This is a genomic window from Agromyces capsici, assembly GCF_058349965.1.
Map to the genome: position 1 here is coordinate 2,730,648 of NZ_JBYRET010000001.1, position 18,331 is coordinate 2,748,978.

Annotated in this window: 9 protein-coding genes; all 9 read left to right on the plus strand. The window is 73.7% G+C overall.

Features of this window, described 5'->3' with window-relative positions; all coding sequences use genetic code 11:
• The first annotated feature begins 119 nt into the window (after positions 1-119).
• The 9 genes from AC3RKB_RS12735 (at position 120) to AC3RKB_RS12775 (ending at position 18,331) form a co-directional block, all read left to right on the plus strand.
• Positions 120-1,532 carry a serine/threonine-protein kinase gene (locus tag AC3RKB_RS12735; protein WP_491436511.1) on the plus strand — a complete coding sequence of 471 codons (1,413 nt, stop codon included), beginning with the start codon at positions 120-122 and terminating at the stop codon, positions 1,530-1,532.
• The gene (locus AC3RKB_RS12740) at positions 1,529-7,408 is read left to right on the plus strand and encodes an Ig-like domain-containing protein (protein WP_491436512.1); all 5,880 of its coding nucleotides are present in this window, start codon (positions 1,529-1,531) and stop codon (positions 7,406-7,408) included. The genes AC3RKB_RS12735 and AC3RKB_RS12740 overlap by 4 nt, the downstream gene beginning before the upstream one ends.
• Before the next feature lie 19 nt (positions 7,409-7,427).
• The gene (locus AC3RKB_RS12745; protein ID WP_491436513.1) at positions 7,428-8,399 is read left to right on the plus strand and encodes an AAA family ATPase; all 972 of its coding nucleotides are present in this window, start codon (positions 7,428-7,430) and stop codon (positions 8,397-8,399) included.
• Positions 8,396-9,772: a DUF58 domain-containing protein gene (locus tag AC3RKB_RS12750; protein ID WP_491436514.1), complete on the plus strand. Its 1,377-nt coding sequence runs from the start codon at positions 8,396-8,398 to the stop codon at positions 9,770-9,772. The genes AC3RKB_RS12745 and AC3RKB_RS12750 overlap by 4 nt, the downstream gene beginning before the upstream one ends.
• Positions 9,769-12,114, plus strand: coding sequence for a transglutaminase TgpA family protein (locus tag AC3RKB_RS12755; protein ID WP_491436515.1), 2,346 nt, complete (start codon positions 9,769-9,771; stop codon positions 12,112-12,114). Before AC3RKB_RS12750 ends, AC3RKB_RS12755 begins: the two co-directional genes overlap by 4 nt.
• A complete protein-coding gene (locus AC3RKB_RS12760; protein ID WP_491436516.1) occupies positions 12,111-12,731 on the plus strand; it encodes a zinc-ribbon domain-containing protein in 621 nt (206 codons plus the stop codon). Before AC3RKB_RS12755 ends, AC3RKB_RS12760 begins: the two co-directional genes overlap by 4 nt.
• Before the next feature lie 107 nt (positions 12,732-12,838).
• A complete protein-coding gene (locus AC3RKB_RS12765; RefSeq protein WP_491436517.1) occupies positions 12,839-15,790 on the plus strand; it encodes an FtsK/SpoIIIE domain-containing protein in 2,952 nt (983 codons plus the stop codon).
• Between the two features lie 127 nt (positions 15,791-15,917).
• Positions 15,918-17,132, plus strand: coding sequence for an ABC transporter substrate-binding protein (locus AC3RKB_RS12770; RefSeq protein WP_491436518.1), 1,215 nt, complete (start codon positions 15,918-15,920; stop codon positions 17,130-17,132).
• Positions 17,132-18,331, plus strand: coding sequence for an ABC transporter ATP-binding protein (locus AC3RKB_RS12775; RefSeq protein WP_491436519.1), 1,200 nt, complete (start codon positions 17,132-17,134; stop codon positions 18,329-18,331). Before AC3RKB_RS12770 ends, AC3RKB_RS12775 begins: the two co-directional genes overlap by 1 nt.

The following is an 18,331-nucleotide window of genomic DNA, read 5'->3' on the forward strand; positions in this document are numbered from 1 at the left end:
GCCGCCGTCGCGACGACGGCGCCACTGGGGACAGCCTGCGTGCGAGGCATCCGACGACCCTACAATTGGGGGGCGGTCCGTCCGCCGCACCCGAGGACACCGAGGACGCTGGGAGGAACGTGTCGAGGCGACTGCCGTCAACGCCGCCGAACCTGCCCGGCTTCTCCTTCATCCGCGTGCTCGGATCGGGCGGCTTCGCCGACGTGTTCCTCTACGAGCAGAACATGCCGCGCCGGCTGGTCGCGGTGAAGGTCCTGCTCGCCGAGGTCGTCAACGACGAGGTGCGCCAGATGTTCCAGGCCGAGGCGAACCTCATGGCCCAGCTGTCGAGCCACCCGTCGATCCTCACGGTGTACCAGGCGAGCGTCGCGGCCGACGGCCGGCCGTACCTGGTCATGGAGTACTGCTCCGCGACCCTCGGGCAGCGCTACCGCGCGGTGCAGCTGCCGATCGCCGAGGTCCTCTCGATCGGCGTGCGGATCGCGAGCGCGGTCGAGACGGCGCACCGCCAGGGCGTCCTGCACCGCGACATCAAGCCCTCCAACATCCTCACGACCGCGTACGGACACCCCGTGCTCTCCGACTTCGGGATCGCGTCGACCCTGGGGCAGGCCGAGTCGAGCGAGGCCGTCGGCCTCTCGATCCCGTGGTCGGCGCCCGAGGTGCTGCTCGACGAGGTCGCCGGCACGGTGGCGAGCGAGGTCTGGTCGCTCGGCGCGACGGTGTACTCGCTCCTCGCGGGACGCAGCCCGTTCGAGGTGCCGGGCGGCGACAACGGCACGATGGCACTGGTCGGGCGGATCGAGAAGGCCAAGCCGCCGCCGACGGGCCGCGCCGACGTCCCGGCGAGCCTCGAGGCGGTGCTCTCGCGGGCGATGTCGAAGCGTCCGTCGGCGCGCCAGGCCAGCGCGCTCGAGTTCATCCGCGACCTGCAGGCCGTCGAGGAGGAGCTCGCGCTGCCGCAGACGCCCATCGAGGTCGCGATGGACGACTGGGCGATCGCGACCGCCGTCGACCTCGACGAGCGCACGCGCATCGGGGCGGGCTCGACCGTCGCAGCCGAGTCGTCCCGGCGTCGTCGGCGCCGGTCCGCGACGGCCACCCGGATGACGGCCCAGACGGCCGACTCGCGGTCGCGCGGCTCGGCCTCGGGCCGCGGACGCGGGGCCCCGCCGACGACCCGACGGCTCCTCATCGGCGTCGGCGTGGCGGCGGCGGTGTTCGTCGCGCTCGTCGTCGCAGGGCTGCTCACCCTCGTCCGCGGCGCGGGCGGCATCCCCGTGGTCACCGATGTCAGGGCCGAGACGGATGGCGCTGCCGTCGTCTTCTCCTGGGACGACCCGGGCGGCCTCAGGCAGGGCGACACCTACGTGGTCACGGTCGACGGCCGGGAGTGGCCGCCGCAGCGCGAGGCGAGGCTCTCCGTCTCCGCCGATGATGCCGGCCAGGTCTGCGCGAGCGTGACCGTCGCGCGCGACGGCAAGTCGGGCGAGCCGAGCGCCGAGCGGTGCGCCGAGGTCGAGGTGCCATGATGGACCTGCGGGCGATCTGGCGGCGTCGGCGCTCGGCGCTGATGACCGCCGCGTCGATCGGGACGGCGGTCGCGGTGGTCGCCGGGATCGCCGTGGCATCCGGCGGATACACGGCGCAGCGCGTCGACCTCGGCGACGCCGCCGTCTGGGTCGCCAACGACGGGATGCAGTCGGTCGGGCGGGCCAACACGGCGCTGCTCGAGCTGAACACGGTCGTCGAGACCGGCGGGACGCGGGCCGAGGTCGTCCAGCAGGGCTCGACGGTGCTGGTGCTCGACCAGGGCAGGGCGAGCGTCGGAATCGTCGATCCGACCACGTCGACTATCACCGACACCGTCGCCGTGCCGCCCGAGGAGGCGGGGATCGCGCTCGCGGGGGACCGCGTCGTGGTGACCTCCGACGGGGGGCTCTGGGTGCAGCCCGTCGCCGAGTTCCCGGCCTTCGAGAGCGACACCGAGCCTGCCCTCTCCTTCGGGCGGGGGTCGGTGGTCTCGGTCGACGACGCCGGCCGGATCCTCGCCTTCACGCCGACGACCGGCCAGGTCGCGCGCGTCCTCGCCGACGACCCCGACTCGACCGATGCGACCTGGCGGATCGATCCGCTCGAGGAGGGCGCGGCGGCCCAGATCACCTCGGTCGGCGGAAGGTGGGCGGTGCTCGACGAGGCCGGACTCCGGCTGCACGTCGAGGGCGGCCGCCAAGTCGACCTCTCCGAGCTCGTCGCCTCCGCCGACGCCCCGGTGCTGCAGCGAGCCTCCGCGGGCGGTGACGGCGTCGTCGTGGCCACGCGCCACCGCCTGGTCGAGGTGCCCTTCGACGGGTCCGAACCGGTGGTGCTGCACGAGGGGCGGTCGGGACTTCCGGCGGTCCCGGTGCGGCACGGAGCCTGCCTGCACGCGGCGTGGGGCGACGGGACGGCGTGGCGGTCGTGCGACGGCCGGACGGGCGAGCCGAGCGGCCTCGACGGCGCGCTGCGCGGCGCGTCGCTGGCCTTCCTCGCCAACGGCGACACGCTCGTGCTCAACGACCACCGATCGGGACGGAGCTGGGCGGCGTCCGACGACTACGGCCCGATCGACAACTGGGACGAGCTGATCGCGATCGAGCGGGACGACCAGACCGTCGAGCAGAACGATCCCGACACGACGCCGACGATCGAGAAGAGCCAGGTCCCCCCGGTCGCGGTCGACGATGCGTTCGGCGCTCGCGCCGGGCGCGCGACGCTCATGCCGGTGCTGCTGAACGACTACGACGCCAACGGCGACGTGCTGGTGATCTCGGGCGTCGAGGGCGACCTTCCGCCGGGGGCGAGCCTCGACGTCGTCGCCGATCGGCAGCAGGTCCAGCTCACCCTCGACTACGCCGCGTCCGGCTCCTTCGCCGTCCGCTACACCATCGACGACGGGCGCGGGGGCGGCGCAGAGGCGACCGTGGCCGTCACGGTGCGTGCGCCCGACGAGAACGCCCCGCCCCAGCAGGTGCGCCAGGGCCGCGCCGTCGTGGAGGTCGGCGGACGTGTGACCGTCCCGGTCCTCGGCGAGTGGGTGGACCCCGACGGCGACCCCGTCTTCCTCCGCTCCGCCGGAGTCGACGGCCCGGACACCGTGACGTCCACCGCCGACGGCGTCGTGCTGTTCGACGAGCGCGGCGCCGAGGGGTCGACCCGGCCGGTCTCCCTGGTGGTGTCGGACGGCCGAGACGACGGCGTCGGCACGCTCGAGGTGGCGGTCCGGGCGCCCGGCGAGGCGCCGCTCGTCGCCGATTCCTTCGTCGCGCTCGCCACAGTCGGCGAGGAGCTCGTGCTCGAGCCATTGCGGCACGTCCGCGGCGGATCCGGCGAGCCTCGACTGTCCGCCGTGCCCGCGAAGCCCGAGGCCCGGATCACGCCCGACTTCGACGGCGGCACGTTCCGCTTCGTCGGCGAGGCGGTGCGCACGCACTACCTCGAGTACACCGTGACGGACGGCGCGCAGACCGCGACGGGTCGGGTGCGGGTCGAGGTCTCCGCGCCGCCCGAGCGCGACACGACGCCGATCACGGTCCCGCACACCGCGTTCCTGCGCTCCGGCCAGCCGATGGACGTCGACGTGCTCGCCACCGACATCGATCCGACCGGGGGCGTGCTCATCATCACCGGACCGGGCGAGGCGCCCGACGACGCCGGGGTGCGGGTCGAGGTCGTCGAGCACCGCGTGCTGCGGGTGACGCTCACCCGGCCGCTCGAGACCGGCTCGGCCACCTTCGGCTATCGCGTCAGCAACGGGCTGGCCGAGGCCGAGGGCGAGGTCACGGTCGTCGAGGTGCCCGAACCCGACCTGCTCCAGCCGCCGGTCGCGGCGGACGACCGCGCGTCCGCGCGGACGGGTGACGTCATCGACATCCCGGTGCTCGACAACGACCAGCACCCCGACGGCGACGAGCTGGTCCTCGCACCCGACCTCGTCGAGGGCCCGCGGGCCGGGCTGCTCTTCACCGCGGGCGACCGCCTCAGGTACCACGCGCCCGACCGGCCGGGCGAGTTCACCGCCGTGTACCGCGTCGAGGGACCGGACGGCCAGTACGCGACCGCGACGGTGACCATCACCGTGCGCGAGGCCGACGCGCAGACCAACACCGCGCCGGTGCCGCGGACGGCCACCGCGCGCGTGCTCTCGGGCGACACGGTCCGCATCCCCATCCCGCTCGGCGGCGCCGACCCCGACGGCGACTCGGTGCAGCTGCTCGGGCAGGAGTCGAACCCCGAGCGCGGCTCGGTCGTCGCGAGGGGGCCGGACTGGCTGGAGTACCGCGCGGGGGAGTATTCGGCCGGCACCGACGCGTTCTCCTACGCTGTCGTCGACGCGCTCGGCGCGCGCGCGACCGGGACCGTGCGCGTCGGCATCGCCCCGGCGCTCGAGGGTGCGCGCGCCCCGGTCGCGGTCGAGGACGTCGTCACGGCACGTCCGGGCCGCACCCTCGAAGTCCGGGTGCTCGAGAACGACTCCGACCCCGACGGGTCGGCGCTCACCATCGCGTCCGTCGTGCCCGTGACCGACGGGGCGACCGCCGAATCCGACGGCACGAGGGTGGTCGTCGAGCTGCCCGACCGCGAAGGCCAGTTCGGGTTCATCTACACGATCGAGAACGAGCGGCTGGGCTCCGCATCGACGTTCCTCCGGGTCGAGGCCGACGCCGACGCCCCGCTCGCCAGGCCCGAGGCAACCGACGTCGTCCTCAACCTCGTCGACGTCCTCGACGAGGAGCGCGTGGACGTCGACGTGCTCGAGGGCGTCTTCATCGCCGATGCCGACGTCGACGATGCCGACGTCGCGCTCGTGCCCGGCTACGAGGACGGCGCTCGCGTGGCCGCCGACGGGACCATCGGCGTCGAGGTGAGGGACCGGCGCCGGATCGTCCCCTTCTCGGTCGGCCACCCCGACGACCCCGAGCTGCGCGCCCACGCGTTCATCTGGGTGCCGGGCCGGGACGATGCGCTGCCGCAACTGCGGCGCGACGCGCCCGAGGTCCGCGTGACGACCGGCGAGGAGGTCGTACTCGAGCTCGAGGACTACGTGGTCGCGGCGTCGGGTCGCCCGGTGCGCCTGACGGACGCCGCGACCGTGCGCGCGTCGCACGACGACGGCAGCGACCTCGTCGTCGACGACGACACCATCCGCTACCGCAGCGAGGAGGGCTACTTCGGGCCCGCGTCGATCTCCTTCACCGTCACCGACGGCGAATCCGCCGACGACCCCGAGGCGCGGACGGGAACCATCGTCATCCCGATCGACGTGCGCCCCGAACCCGGCCAGCCGCCGACCTTCACCGGCGGCATGATCGAGTTCGAGCCCGGACAGACGCGGGCCATCGACCTGGAGCGCCTCACCAGCCGGCCCGACGAGGACGGCCCGGCGCTGCGGTACAGCGTGGTCGGCGAGGTGCCCGAGGGATTCGACGCCGTCGTCGACGGCGACGAGCTGCGCGTCCGCGCGATCGAGTCCACGCCGCAGGGCACGCGCGCGTCGCTCACCATCGGCGTGACGGCCGGCGACGTCGAGGGCACGCCGGGTCGCATCGACCTGCGCGTCGTCCCGTCGACACGGCCATTGGCCCAGCCGGCGCCCGACGTGGCGGTGGCGGCCCGCGGCCAGACGACGACGGTCGACGTGCTCGCCAACGACGGAGCCGGCAACCCGTTCCCCGGCACGCCGCTCCGGGTCGTCGGCGTGCGCGGACTCGACGCGGCGAGCCTGCCGGGCGGAGTCTCGATCACGCCGAACGCGGATCGCTCGGAGCTCTCCGTCACGGTGTCGCCGAGCGCGGAGCCCGTGAACACGACCGTCCAGTATCAAGTGGCCGACGCCACCGGCGACCCCAGCCGCTTCGCCTGGGGCAGCGCGACGATCTCGATCCAGGACCGGCCCGAACCGGTCGCCGACGCGCGCATGACCGCGTTCGGCGACGGCGCGATCGACGTCGCCTTCGCCGCAGGTGCGGCCAACAACTCGCCGATCGAGGGGTATCGGATCGCCCTGCTCGACCCGTCCAACGGCGAGGAGCTGCGCGTGGCCGAGTGCGTCGCGACCACCTGCACGGTGCCGACGCCGGGCAACGGTCCGGGCGCCGCCGTCCAGGTCCGCATCCAGGCGCGCAACGGCATCGGCCTGTCCGATCCGGTGGACCTGCCGACCTCGGTCTGGTCCGACGTGATCCCGCCGCCCGCCGCCGGGCTGCGCGCCCTGCCGCTCGACGGGCGGCTCCGCGTCGAATGGCTGCCGGTCCCGGCCGGCTCCGGCAGCGAGATCCTGTCGTACGTGGTCACGGTCGCGGGCGTTCCCGTCGAGGTGCCGGCGGCGCGGGCCTGCACGGCTTCGCTCTGCTCCGTCGAGTCGCAGGAACTGGCCAACGGCAGCACGGTCGACGTGACGGTCAGCGCGCGCAACGGGGCGTTCCCCGCGCTCGCCGTCTGGACCGAGACGAGTACGAGCGGCACGCCGTTCGGCGCGCCCGTGTCGGGCGACATCTCGGTCTCCGCCGACGCCCTGGCCGGCTCGGTCGTCGTGTCGTGGTCGCCGTTCGACGGCAACGGCGACGCGATGGGGGGCTACTTCGTGCAGCGGCTCGTCGAGGGGGAGTCCTCGGTGCCCACCGGAGCCCAGGCCTGCTCGGTCGGCTCGCCCGCGCCCGGGACGGTCTCCGCTCCGTCGGTGGGCGGCGTGGTCGCCGAGGTGGTGCGCGTCGGACCGGATGCCGCGAGCGTGCAGTTCGCGGGGACGGCCACGGAATCCGCGCGGTACTCCTTCATCGTGTGGGGCTTCAACCGGGCCGGGTGCGTGCACACGGATGTCGCGAGCACCGTCGTCCGGCCCGCACCGGGGGCCGTCGACGACGTCCGGAGCAGCATGGCGTGGCTGAACGCCGAGACCTGGGACCGCTACATCGACGACGTCGACGCCGGCTCGCGGCGCCTGCAGATCATCGCCGTCGGCGCCGACGGCACGCGCATCGGCTCACCGACCGACTTCGGCGGCTCGGGTTGGCTCCGGCAGTTGCTGAACCGGCCGTTCGGCGAGACCGCGAGGTTCCAGGTGCGTTCGTGCTCGGTGTGGGGATCCTGCGGGCCGTGGTCGCAGACGCTGCCCGCGGGCGAGTCGCCGACGCTCACGTTCGCGCTGCCCGGTCGCACCTACGACGCGGCCACCACGACCTGGTCGTGGACGGCCGCTCCCGCGAACAACGGGCTGCCCGCGGCGTACCGCTGCGGCACCGAGGGCGACCGCGTCGGCCGGCAGGCGCAGTCCGCGACCTCCTGCCAGGTCCCCGGCGCCAAGGCCGGCGATCCGGTCTGGTTGGATGTTGAGGTCGCGGGCGTGACCGCGAGGTTCGAGGCGCGATGAGGCAACGGGAGGGGCACGCATGACCATGATTCCGGAGGACGCGACGAGGTTCGCGGCGAACCTGGACCGGCTCGTGGGCGCCGTCGAGGAGGTGCTGCTCGGCAAGAACCGCGTCATCCGCCTCGCCTTCACCGCGCTGCTGAGCGAAGGGCACCTGCTGCTCGAAGACGTGCCCGGCACGGGGAAGACCTCGCTGGCGCGCGCGATGGCCCAGTCGGTGGCCGGCACGAGCAACCGCGTCCAGTTCACGCCCGACCTGCTCCCCGGTGACATCACGGGCGTGTCGGTGTACGACCAGCGCACCGGGGCATTCGAGTTCCATCCCGGCCCGGTGTTCGCGAACATCGTGCTGGCCGACGAGATCAACCGGGCGAGCCCGAAGACCCAGTCGGCGCTGCTCGAGGTCATGGAGGAGGGCCAGGTCACCGTCGACGGGCAGACCCACCACGTCGAACGGCCATTCATGGTCATCGCGACCCAGAATCCGGTCGAGCAGGCCGGAACGTACCGGCTGCCGGAGGCGCAGCTCGACCGGTTCCTCATGCGCACCTCGATCGGCTACCCCGACCACGCCTCGACCATCCGCATCCTCGAGGGCACCGACCAGCGCGCGCACGACCAGCAGGTCGAGCCCCGCTTGAGCGCCGACGAGATCGTCGAGATGGCCGCCCTCGCGCGCACGGTCTACGTCGACCCGACGATCCACGACTACGTCTCACGGCTCGTCGACGCGACCCGCACGGCCAAGGAGGTCCGCCTCGGCGTGAGCGTCCGCGGTGCGCTCGCGCTGGTCCGGGCGTCCAAGACCCACGCGGCGGGCCGGGGCCGCCACTACGTCGTGCCCGATGACGTCAAGGCGCTCGCCGAGCCCGTGCTCGCGCATCGGCTCATCCTCGATCCCGAGGCGGAGTTCGACGGCGTGACCGCGTCGAACCTGATCGCACAGGTGCTCATCGAGACGTCGCCGCCATCAGCGAGGCAGGTCGGGTGACGTTCCAGACGCGTTCGACGATCCCCGAGGAGGCCGCGAGGGAGGGCCTGCTCGCGGTGGTCATCGAGCGCGCCGTCGTCGCGGCGCGCGCCGCGGCATCCGTCGTCGACCGCTGGACGAGCGCCGTTCGCGGGGTGGTGACCCCGCTCGGGTGGGGTGCGGTCGGCGGCGCCGTCGTCTCGCTCATCCTCGGGTACGGGTGGGGGTGGACGGAGCTCGTCACGATCGGCTGGGGCCTCGCGCTGCTCGTCGCGTTCGCGTCGGCCTGGCTCGCCGGACGCGGCGCGGGGAGCATCGAGCTCACCCTGCCAGTGGACCGGGTCGCGGTCGGCGAGGCGGCCGAGGTGCGCCTCGTCGCCCACAACCCGGGTCGTCGGCGGTTCGCGGGCGCGCGCCTCGAGCTGCCGGTCGGTCGGCGCGTGCTCACGCGCATGATCCCCGCACTGCCGCGCGGCGGCTCGGTCGACGAGCGCGTGGCGATCCCGACCGAGCGGCGCGGCGTCGTCCCCGTCGGCCCGGTCCGTACGGTGCGCGCCGACCCCGTCGGGCTCATGCGGCGCGAGATCGTCTGGTCGGGTGTGCGGATGCTGCACGTGCACCCCCGCACGATCGCCGTCTCGCCGCTCAGCACCGGCTTCCTGCGCGACCTGGAGGGCACGCCGACCCGCGACCTGACGGTGAGCGACATCGCCTTCCACGCGCTGCGCGAGTACCAGCCCGGAGACGACCGCCGGTACATCCACTGGCGCAGCTCGGCGAAGACGGGCACGTTCATGGTGCGCCAGTTCGAGGAGACGCGACGCAGCCGGCTCATGGTGCTCCTCGACCTCGGCGCCGACGCCTACGAGGACCCCGACGACTTCGAGCTCGCGGTCAGCACCGCCGCATCGCTCGGCGCCCGCGCCATCCGCGACGCCCGGAGCCTGAGCTTCGTGACCTCTGCTCCGATTCGGTCCTCGGCGGAGCGCGCGAGACCGGGCGCGGAGCGCGGCGACCGGCCGCGGGCCGCCCGGGCGCTGCCGCGGGGCGCGGCGATGCGCGAGCTGCCGACGGCCTCGCGGGACCGTCTGCTCGACGCCCTCTGCCTCGTCGAGGTCGACGAGCGGGCGACCGGCCTCGCCGACACCGTGCGCGCAGCGGCCGAGACGGTCACGGGTGTGTCCCTGGCGTTCGTCGTCACGGGCGCCGGACGGAGCGTCCCGGACCTCCGCGCCGCCACCGCGCGGCTCCCGCTCGGGGTGGCGGGCGTCGTCGTGCGCTGCGCCGACGAGGGGGAGGCCGGTGCCCGCTCCGTCGGCGGCCTGTCCGTGTTCGACATCGGCTATCTCGACGACCTCCGGGCGATCCTCGCCAGGACGGCCTCGGTCGCATGACCGGCCCCGCGGACCCGCGCCGGATCGCACCGGGCGCGACGGCGCGCATGCTGCGATCGCGCCCGCACGGGCTCCGCGGCCAGAGCGCGCTGTCGGTCGGGGTGACCGTGGCGATGGTCGCCGTGATGCACCTCGCGGCGATGATCCCGTGGTGGCCGACCTACGAGAGCGGGGCGTTCGTGCTCGCGGCGTCGGTCGCGGTCGCGGCGGGCGCAGCGGTCGGCCTGCTCGGTGCCGCGTACGCGTGGCCGTCCTGGGCGGTCGCCTCGGGCATCGTCGCCGCGTTCCTCGTGCTCGGGGTCTCGGTGGCCGTGCCGAGTCGAGCGTACGCCGTCATCCTGCCGACCGCGGAGGGCCTCGTCGAGCTGGTCGCGGCCACCGCCCTCTCGTGGAAGCAGCTGGTGACGATATCGGTGCCCGTCGGGTCGTACCAGGCGCTGCTCGTGCCGCCGTTCCTGCTCGGGCTGATCGTCGCGGCCGTCGCGGTGACGATCGCGCTGCGGACGCGGCGGCCCGCGTTCGCCGTGGTGCCGCCGGCGATCCTCCTCGTGCTGGGCATCGCGCTCGGGGTGGTGCACGACGACCTGGCGATCGAGGCCGGCCTCGCATTCCTGCTCACCTCCGCCGCCTGGCTCGTCCGCGTGGCGATCGTGGAACGACGCTCGGCGTCGATCGAGCACCCCGGCGATGCCGCGCTCATCGACGTGCGGCGGATCGTCGGCGCGACCGCCCTCACCGCCGTCGCGCTGGTCGGGGCGACCGCCGCCGCCGTCGTCGTGCCGCCGGGCCAGCGCGACGTGATCCGGGCGGAGCTGCAGCCGCCGTTCCAGCCCGACGACTACGACAGCCCGCTCGCGGGATTCCGGTCCGCCTTCGACCCGGAGGTCGCGTCGACCGAGATGCTGGCCGTGAGCGGACTTCCCGACGCCGCCGGCGTCCGCGTCGCGACACTCGACACGTACGACGGCATCGTCTACTCCGTCGGCGGCGGTGACGGTTCGGCGGCGTCCGGCCAGTTCACCCGGTTGCCCTATCGACTCGACCAGTCGGACGCCCCCGGGGAGCCGTTCCGCCTCGACGTCGCGATCCTCGGGTACGACGACGTGTGGGTGCCGGGCGTGGGCCGGCTCGAGCGGATCGAGTTCGAGCCCGGGCCCCGCGCGGCCACGCTCGCCGAGGAGTTCCACTACAACGACGTGACCGGGACCGCCGGGGTGCGGTCCGGCCTGACCGAGGGTGACCGGTACGCCGCGCGGTCGGTGGCCTCGCTCGACCCGGTCGACCTCGCCACGCTCAGCCCCGGCGGTGCGGTCCTGCCCGAGGCTCCCGAGCTGCCCGACGAGCTGGCGCGCCTGCTCGACGAGTGGGCGCCGGCCTCCGATCCGCAGGGTGTGCGACTCGCGGCGATGATCGCGGGGTTCCACCGCGAGGGCTACGTCAGCCACGGGCTCGAGGACGAGGAGCCGAGCCGTTCCGGTCACGCGCTCGACCGCCTCGCGGAGCTCGCGACGGCCAAGCCGATGATCGGCGACGGCGAGCAGTACGCCGTCGCCGCGGCGCTGATGGCGCGCAGCATCGGCTTCCCCGCCCGGGTCGTGGTGGGCTACCTCCCCTCGCGGGATGCCGAACCGGCGGGGGGCGCCAGGGTGTTCCTCAGCGACGACCTCCAGGCCTGGATCGAGGTCCAGTCCGACGACGGCGCCTGGATCCAGGTCGACCCGAACCCCGAGCCGCGCGAGATCCCCGAGCGTCAACCCGACGAGCCGACGATCGTGTCCCGCCCGCAGTCGGCCCTGCCGCCGCCCGACGACCCGACCCCCGTCGACGACCTCGCGGCGGAGCCGGACCCGGGCGGCGACGATGCCGACGACGCCGACGGGTGGCTCGTCGCGCTCCTCGAGGTGCTCCGGATGGCAGGCCTGGTGCTGGCGGTCGTCATGCTGGTCGCGTCGCCCTTCGTCGCGATCGTGCTCGCGAAGTGGCGACGCCGACGCCTGCGCCGGCGCGCGGCGACCGCGGTCGAGCGCATCGAGGGCGGATGGCAGGAGTTCACCGACACGGCGGCCGACTACGGCTATCCGATCGCCCCGACCGCGACCCGCGCGGAACAGGCCGCGACGGTCGGCGGTCTCGGGCCGCTCGTGCTCGCCGGGGTCGTGGACCGGGCCGTGTTCGCACCCGACGGACCGTCCGACGGCGACGACGACCGGGTGTGGACGGCCGTCGACGAGCTGCAGCGCCGTCTCGCGGAGCCGCGGCGCTGGCGGGAACGCGCCCGTGCGGCGATCTCGCTCGGCTCGCTCGGAGGGTACGCTGGCTCGCGGAAGGGAGCCGGGTCGTGAACTGCCGGATCTGCGGGGCGGAGCTGCCCGACGGCGCGATGTTCTGCGGCGAGTGCGGCAGTTCGACGTCGGCGACGCCCGAGTCGCGCCGCCCGGCCGACTCGCGTCCGGGAGACACCTACGTCATGCACCGCTCGGCGAGCGGGGTCATCAGCATCCCGATCGACGGGCCGCGGCCGGTCGAGCTCGACGCGCTCGTGGTCGAGCCCGGGGCGGAGGTCGCCGTGGACGCCGTGCCGGCGCCGGGGGCGGCCCAACCTCCCGCGCCTGAGACCGCGACTTCGTCGGACCTGCCGCGATTCGTGCTGACCTTCAGCACCGGCGAGGTCGTGTCGGTGTCCGGTGACGGCTTGATCGGGCGGCGGCCGATGCCGGAGCCGGGCGAGGCGTTCACGCGCCTCGTGCAGATCGTCGATCGCGGACTCTCGGTCTCCAAGACGCACCTCGAGTTCGGCGAGCACGACGGCGCGCTCTGGATCGCGGATCGGTTCTCGTCGAACGGCACCGTCGTGCGTCGGCCCGGCGAGGCCGGCCTCCGGTGCGAGCCCGGGCGCCGCGTGCTCGTGCCTCGCGGCAGCCGGGTCGAGATCGGCGAGCAGGCCTTCACGGTCGCCTGACCCGTCGGGCGGAGCCACCCGTCCTCCCCAACCCGCGTGTCGTCGAGGCCGCCCGGCCCGCGGGCCTGTGCGGATCAGCCCGACGTGATGCGTGCTGCGATGGGTGCGTGCTCGATCGTCCGAACCCCACCGGTCCCGCGACCCTCGCGTTGCCCCCGGCCGCGCCGGAGCCTGCTCGACCGGGGTTCCCGTGGATCGCCTCGATCGCCCCGGTCGTGGGTGCGGTCGCGATCTGGGCGATCACCGGGTCCGCGTTCGCGCTCCTCTTCGCCGCACTCGGTCCGATGGTCGCCGTCGCGACGATGCTCGACGCCCGGCGGCACGCCGCGCGGACGCGCGGTCGAGCCCTCGCAGCACGACGGGACGCACGGGAACGGCTCCGCGAGGAGGTCGAGCGAGCCCACGACATCGAGCGGGACGCGGCGTGGCGGAGCACTCCCTCGGCCCGGAGCTCGGCCGGCCGCGCCCTGCCCGCCTGGCACCGGCCGGCTCCCGGCACAGTGACGGTGGGCAGCGCGACGGTCGCCAGCGAGCTCCGGGTCGAGGGCGTCGCCGCAGACGACGATGATGCCGAGCTGCTCCGCGACGCGGGCGGCCTCGACGGCGCGCCCGTCCGCGTCGACGTCGTCGCGGGGATCGGCTTCGTCGGCGCGCCGGCGCTCGCGCGCGCGGCGGCCCGCGCGGCGCTGATCCAGTGCGCCGACGCGACCGGCCCCGACCGGCTCGCCGTCCGCGGACCGGGCCTCGGCTGGAATTGGCTCGAGGCGCTGCCGCATCGCCGGTGCGCGGCACCGGGCGCGACGGTCCTCGTGCACGAGCACTCCGGACTCGACGGAGGAACCGCCGGGGCCGCCTCGACCACCGCCGCCGAGACCGCGTTCGTGATCGCAGTGGCGGGCCGGGCCTCGGCCCTGCCGCCCGGACTCGGCGCCGTCGTCGCGATCGCGTCGCCCCGCTCGGCGACCCTCCATCGAACCGGTCGCGCGCCCGTCGAGATCGTGCCCGAGCTGGTCGCCGAGGCCGAGACGTCCGCCTGGGCCGCGTCGCTCGACCTCGCCGCTCGGCGTGCCGGGCGCGGCACCGGGGCGACGGAACTGCCGGATCGGGTGTCCGTCACCGACCTTCCACGGGGCCGTCCCGCCGACCCCGGGGATCGGCGCACTCTCCGTGTGCCGGTCGGCCTGGCCGAGCAGGGGGCGCTCGAGCTGGACCTCGCGGCCGGCCCGCACGCGCTCGTCGCGGGCACGACCGGAAGCGGCAAGAGCGAGTTCCTGCTCGCCTGGCTGACCTCGCTCGCAACGGCCTACGCACCCGACCGCGTGGCGTTCCTGCTCGTGGACTTCAAGGGCGGCGCGGCGTTCGCGCCCGTCTCCGACCTGCCGCACGTCACCGGCATCGTCACCGACCTCGACGAGGCGGAGGCCGGGCGCGCGGTCGCGAGCATCCGCGCCGAGCTCCGTCGTCGCGAGCAGGTCCTCCGCGTCTCCGGGGTCCGCGACCTCGCCGCGCTCGCCGAGGGCGTCGAGCTTCCCCGGCTGGTGGTCGTGATCGACGAGTTCCAGGCCATGGTCGAGCGGTTCCCGGGGCTCGGGGCCGTCATCGCCGACGTGGCCGCCCGCGGACGCTCGCTCGGCGTGCACCTCGTCCTCGCCTCCCAACGGCCCAACGGCGTGGTCCGTGATCAGGTGACGGCGAACTGCGGCATCCGCGTCTCGCTGCGCGTGCTGCACCGGGCCGACAGCATCGCGATCCTCGGCAGCGATGCCGCCGCGGCGATCCCGCCCGGCCGTCCGGGCAGGGCGGTCGCCGATCCCGGTGACGGACGCACGGTCGGATTCCAGTCGGCATTCGCGGATGCCGGCGCCCTCGACCGCGCACGACGCGACCATGCCGGGGCGGGTCGGCCTCGCAGGCCCTGGCTCGACCCGCTTCCGCGCGCGGTCACACTGGACGAGCTGGAGGGGGTGCTCGCGTGCGGCCGGCCGGCCGGCGCGCAGGCCGACGCGGTCGGTGCCGGCGAGCGAGCGGCCGCCGTCGTGCTCGGCGTCGCGGACGACCCGGAGCGACAGCGGCGCACCGCGGTCGAGTGGCGGCCTGACCGTGAGGGAGCGCTCGCGGTGCTGGGAGCCCCGGGATCCGGACGCTCAGGCCTGATCCACGCGCTCGCCGAGCAGATCGAGCGTGGTCGCGGTCGGGGCGCCGTGGTCCGGATCGGCGGGTCGCGGAGCCACGTGTGGGATGGACTGCATCGAGCGGCCGACGCCGTCGTGACGGGCGTGCCCGTGTGCGCGGTGGTGATCGACGACCTCGACACGATGTTCGCAGGCTGGTCCGACGACTATCGCATCGCCGCGCTCGCGCGCGTCGAGGAACTCGTCCGCGGCGCCCGCGGTGCCGGCATCCCCGTCGCGATCTCCGCCGTTCGACTCTCCGGACTGGGCGCGGGCCTGCGCGACCTCTTCACCACGACCGTCCTCCTCCGGCACGCGACGCGGTCCGACCTCGTGCACGCCGGCGGCGTGGGGGAGCTCTGGGCCGACGACGCGCTGCCGGGCTCCGGCCAGTGGCGAGGGCTCCGGGCCCAGTTCCTCTGCGCGGAGCCGCCGGCACCGCCGGACGCGGTCGCAACCGACCCGCTCGAGCTGGCCGGGCACCCGCTCGTCGCGATCGTCGCCGCGGCGCCGCCGGCCGACGCCGGCGCCATCGCGGCGCACGTGCCGGGCGCGACCGTGATCACGCTCGACTCCGTACCCGACGCGGCGGCGCGGGCCGCAGAGGCGCTCTCGTCACCCGACTCGCCGGGCGTGCAGCGCATCGTCATCGGCGACGCGCAGGCGTGGGCGTCGAACTGGGCGCTCGCGAACGCGGCCCGGTCGCGCGCCACCGTCGTCGTGCACGGCGGAGCCGTCGAGTACCGCGCGTTGGCACGGGGCGCGGGCCTGCCGCCACTCCTCGACGACCCGGTCCGCCAGTGCTGGATCGTCCCGCTCGGGCAGATGCCGTCCCGTCGGCTCTGGCCGGGGCGACGGACGACGGATTCCGTGCGTCCAAGCCGGTGATCGGCACTGATTCCGTGCGTTGCGTTCGCGGAAATTAACGATTCGGACATCAACTCGTGATTTCAGCCACGCAGTGTGTCATCATCTTCGCACCCCTGCACGCGCAGCAGATCGAATAGGAGCCTCCGTGAGCAGCCGACCCCTTCCCCAGGACCCCATCGTCCGCGCCCTCATCGCGCAGGCCCGCCAGGCGCAGCTGACCCGCCGGAGCCTCCTCGCCGGCGCCGGTGCCGGCGCCTCGGCGCTCGCGCTCGCGGCATGCTCGACCGGCGGCGGCCAGGCCAAGCCCACGGCCGCCGAAGACGAGTCCGCGACCGACAAGACCCTCAACTGGGCGAACTGGGCCGCGTACATCGACGAGGATGACGACGGCAACTACCCGACGCTCGAGCGGTTCCAGGAGGAGACCGGCATCTCGGTCAACTACGAGGTCGCCGTCGACGACAACAACACCTACTACGGCAAGGTCAAGGACCAGCTCGCGCTCGGCCAGGACATCGGCGCCGACACGGTCTGCCTCACCGACTGGATGGTCTCGCGCTGGATCCGACTCGGCTACACGCAGGCGCTCGACCACGCCAACATCCCGAACATCGCCAACCTCGCCCCGGCGCTCGAGAACCCCGACTTCGACCCCGGTCGCAAGCACTCGCTGCCGTGGCAGGGCGGCTTCGCCGGCATCTGCTGGAACGTCGAGAAGGTGCCCGGCGGCCTCGCGTCGGTCCAGGATCTCTGGGACTCCGAGCTCAAGGGCCGCGTTGGCGTGCTGTCCGAGATGCGCGACACGATGGGCCTCATCATGCTCCAGAACGGCGTCGACATCGCCGGCGAGTGGGGCGACGCCGAGTTCGACGCGGCCATCGAGATCCTCGACGAGCAGGTGGCGAACGGCCAGATCCGCAACATCAAGGGCAACTCGTACCTCGAGGACCTCAAGAGCGAGGACACCCTCGCGGCCATCTGCTGGTCGGGCGACATCACGGTGATCAACGCCGAGGCCGGCGACAAGTGGCAGTTCGCGATCCCCGACGCCGGCGGCACGCTGTGGAACGACAACTTCCTCATCCCGATCGGCTCGCCGCGCAAGACCAACGCCGAGACGCTGATCAATTACTACTACGAGCCCGAGGTCGCCGCCGAGGTCGCCGCGTGGGTGAACTACATCACGCCCGTCGTCGGCGCCCAGGAGGCTGCCATGGCCATCGACCCCGAGCTCGCCGAGAACCAGTTGATCTTCCCGAACGAGGAGACGCTCTCGACCGCGCACATCTTCCGCGCACTCACCGGTGCGGAGGAGCAGAAGTACCAGGCGCAGTTCCAGCAGATCCTCCTGGGTTCGTGATGTCCGTCCGCGAATTCGCCGAACGCGGAGCCGATCTCGAACTGGTCGGCATCCAGAAGCGCTTCCCCGGGTTCACCGCCATCGAGGAACTCGACCTGACCATCCCCGCCGGCTCGTTCTTCGCGCTGCTCGGCCCCTCGGGCTGCGGCAAGACGACCACGCTGCGGCTCGTCGCGGGCCTCGAGGAGCCGACCAAGGGCCGCATCCTCATCGGCGGCAAGGACGTCACGGACACGAAGGCGCACCAGCGCCCCGTCAACACCGTGTTCCAGAGCTACGCCCTGTTCCCGCATATGTCGATCGTCGACAACGTGGCATTCGGGCTGAAGCGTCGGCGCATCGGCGACGCGCTCGGCAAGGCCCACGAGGCGCTGAAGCTCGTCGAACTCGACCACCTGGCGCAGCGGCGCCCCGCGCAGCTCTCGGGCGGCCAGCAGCAGCGCGTCGCGCTCGCCCGCGCGATCGTGAACCGCCCGGCGCTGCTCCTGCTCGACGAGCCGCTCGGCGCGCTCGACCTGAAACTGCGCCGCCAGATGCAGCTCGAGCTCAAGACGATCCAGGAGGAGGTCGGCCTGACCTTCCTCCACGTCACGCACGACCAGGAGGAGGCCATGACCATGGCCGACACCGTGGCCGTGATGAACAAGGGCGCGATCGAGCAGATGGGCGCGCCCGAGGAGCTCTACGAGCTGCCGCGCACCGCGTTCGTCGCGAACTTCCTCGGCAAGTCGAACCTGTTCACGGGTGACGTGGTCGCCACCACGAGGGACTCGATCACGGTCGACGCCGGCGGCCACCGCATCACGGTGCCCACGGCGCGCGCGCAGCGGCACCAGGGCCTCGTCACGGTGGGCGTGCGACCCGAGAAGGTCGCATTGCACCTCGACGAGCCGGCATCCGGCCCGGGTCGCAATGCACTGGGGCCCGGCCGCGTCATCGACGTGTCGTTCGCGGGCGTGAGCACCGAGTACATCGTCGCCGTCCCGGGCGTCGGCACGATCTCGGTGTTCGCGCAGAACGTCGGGTTCGGTCCGGTCGCGGCCGAGGGCGCAGAGGTATGGGTGAGTTGGGACGTCGAGCACGGCTTCGGGCTCGCCGACGAACCCGACGAGTCGAGCCGGTTCCCGGCCGACGCCGACACGCAGTCGATCGCGGTGCAGCGTCGCGAGGCGCTGATCTCGGAGCTCGAGGGCAGCTGA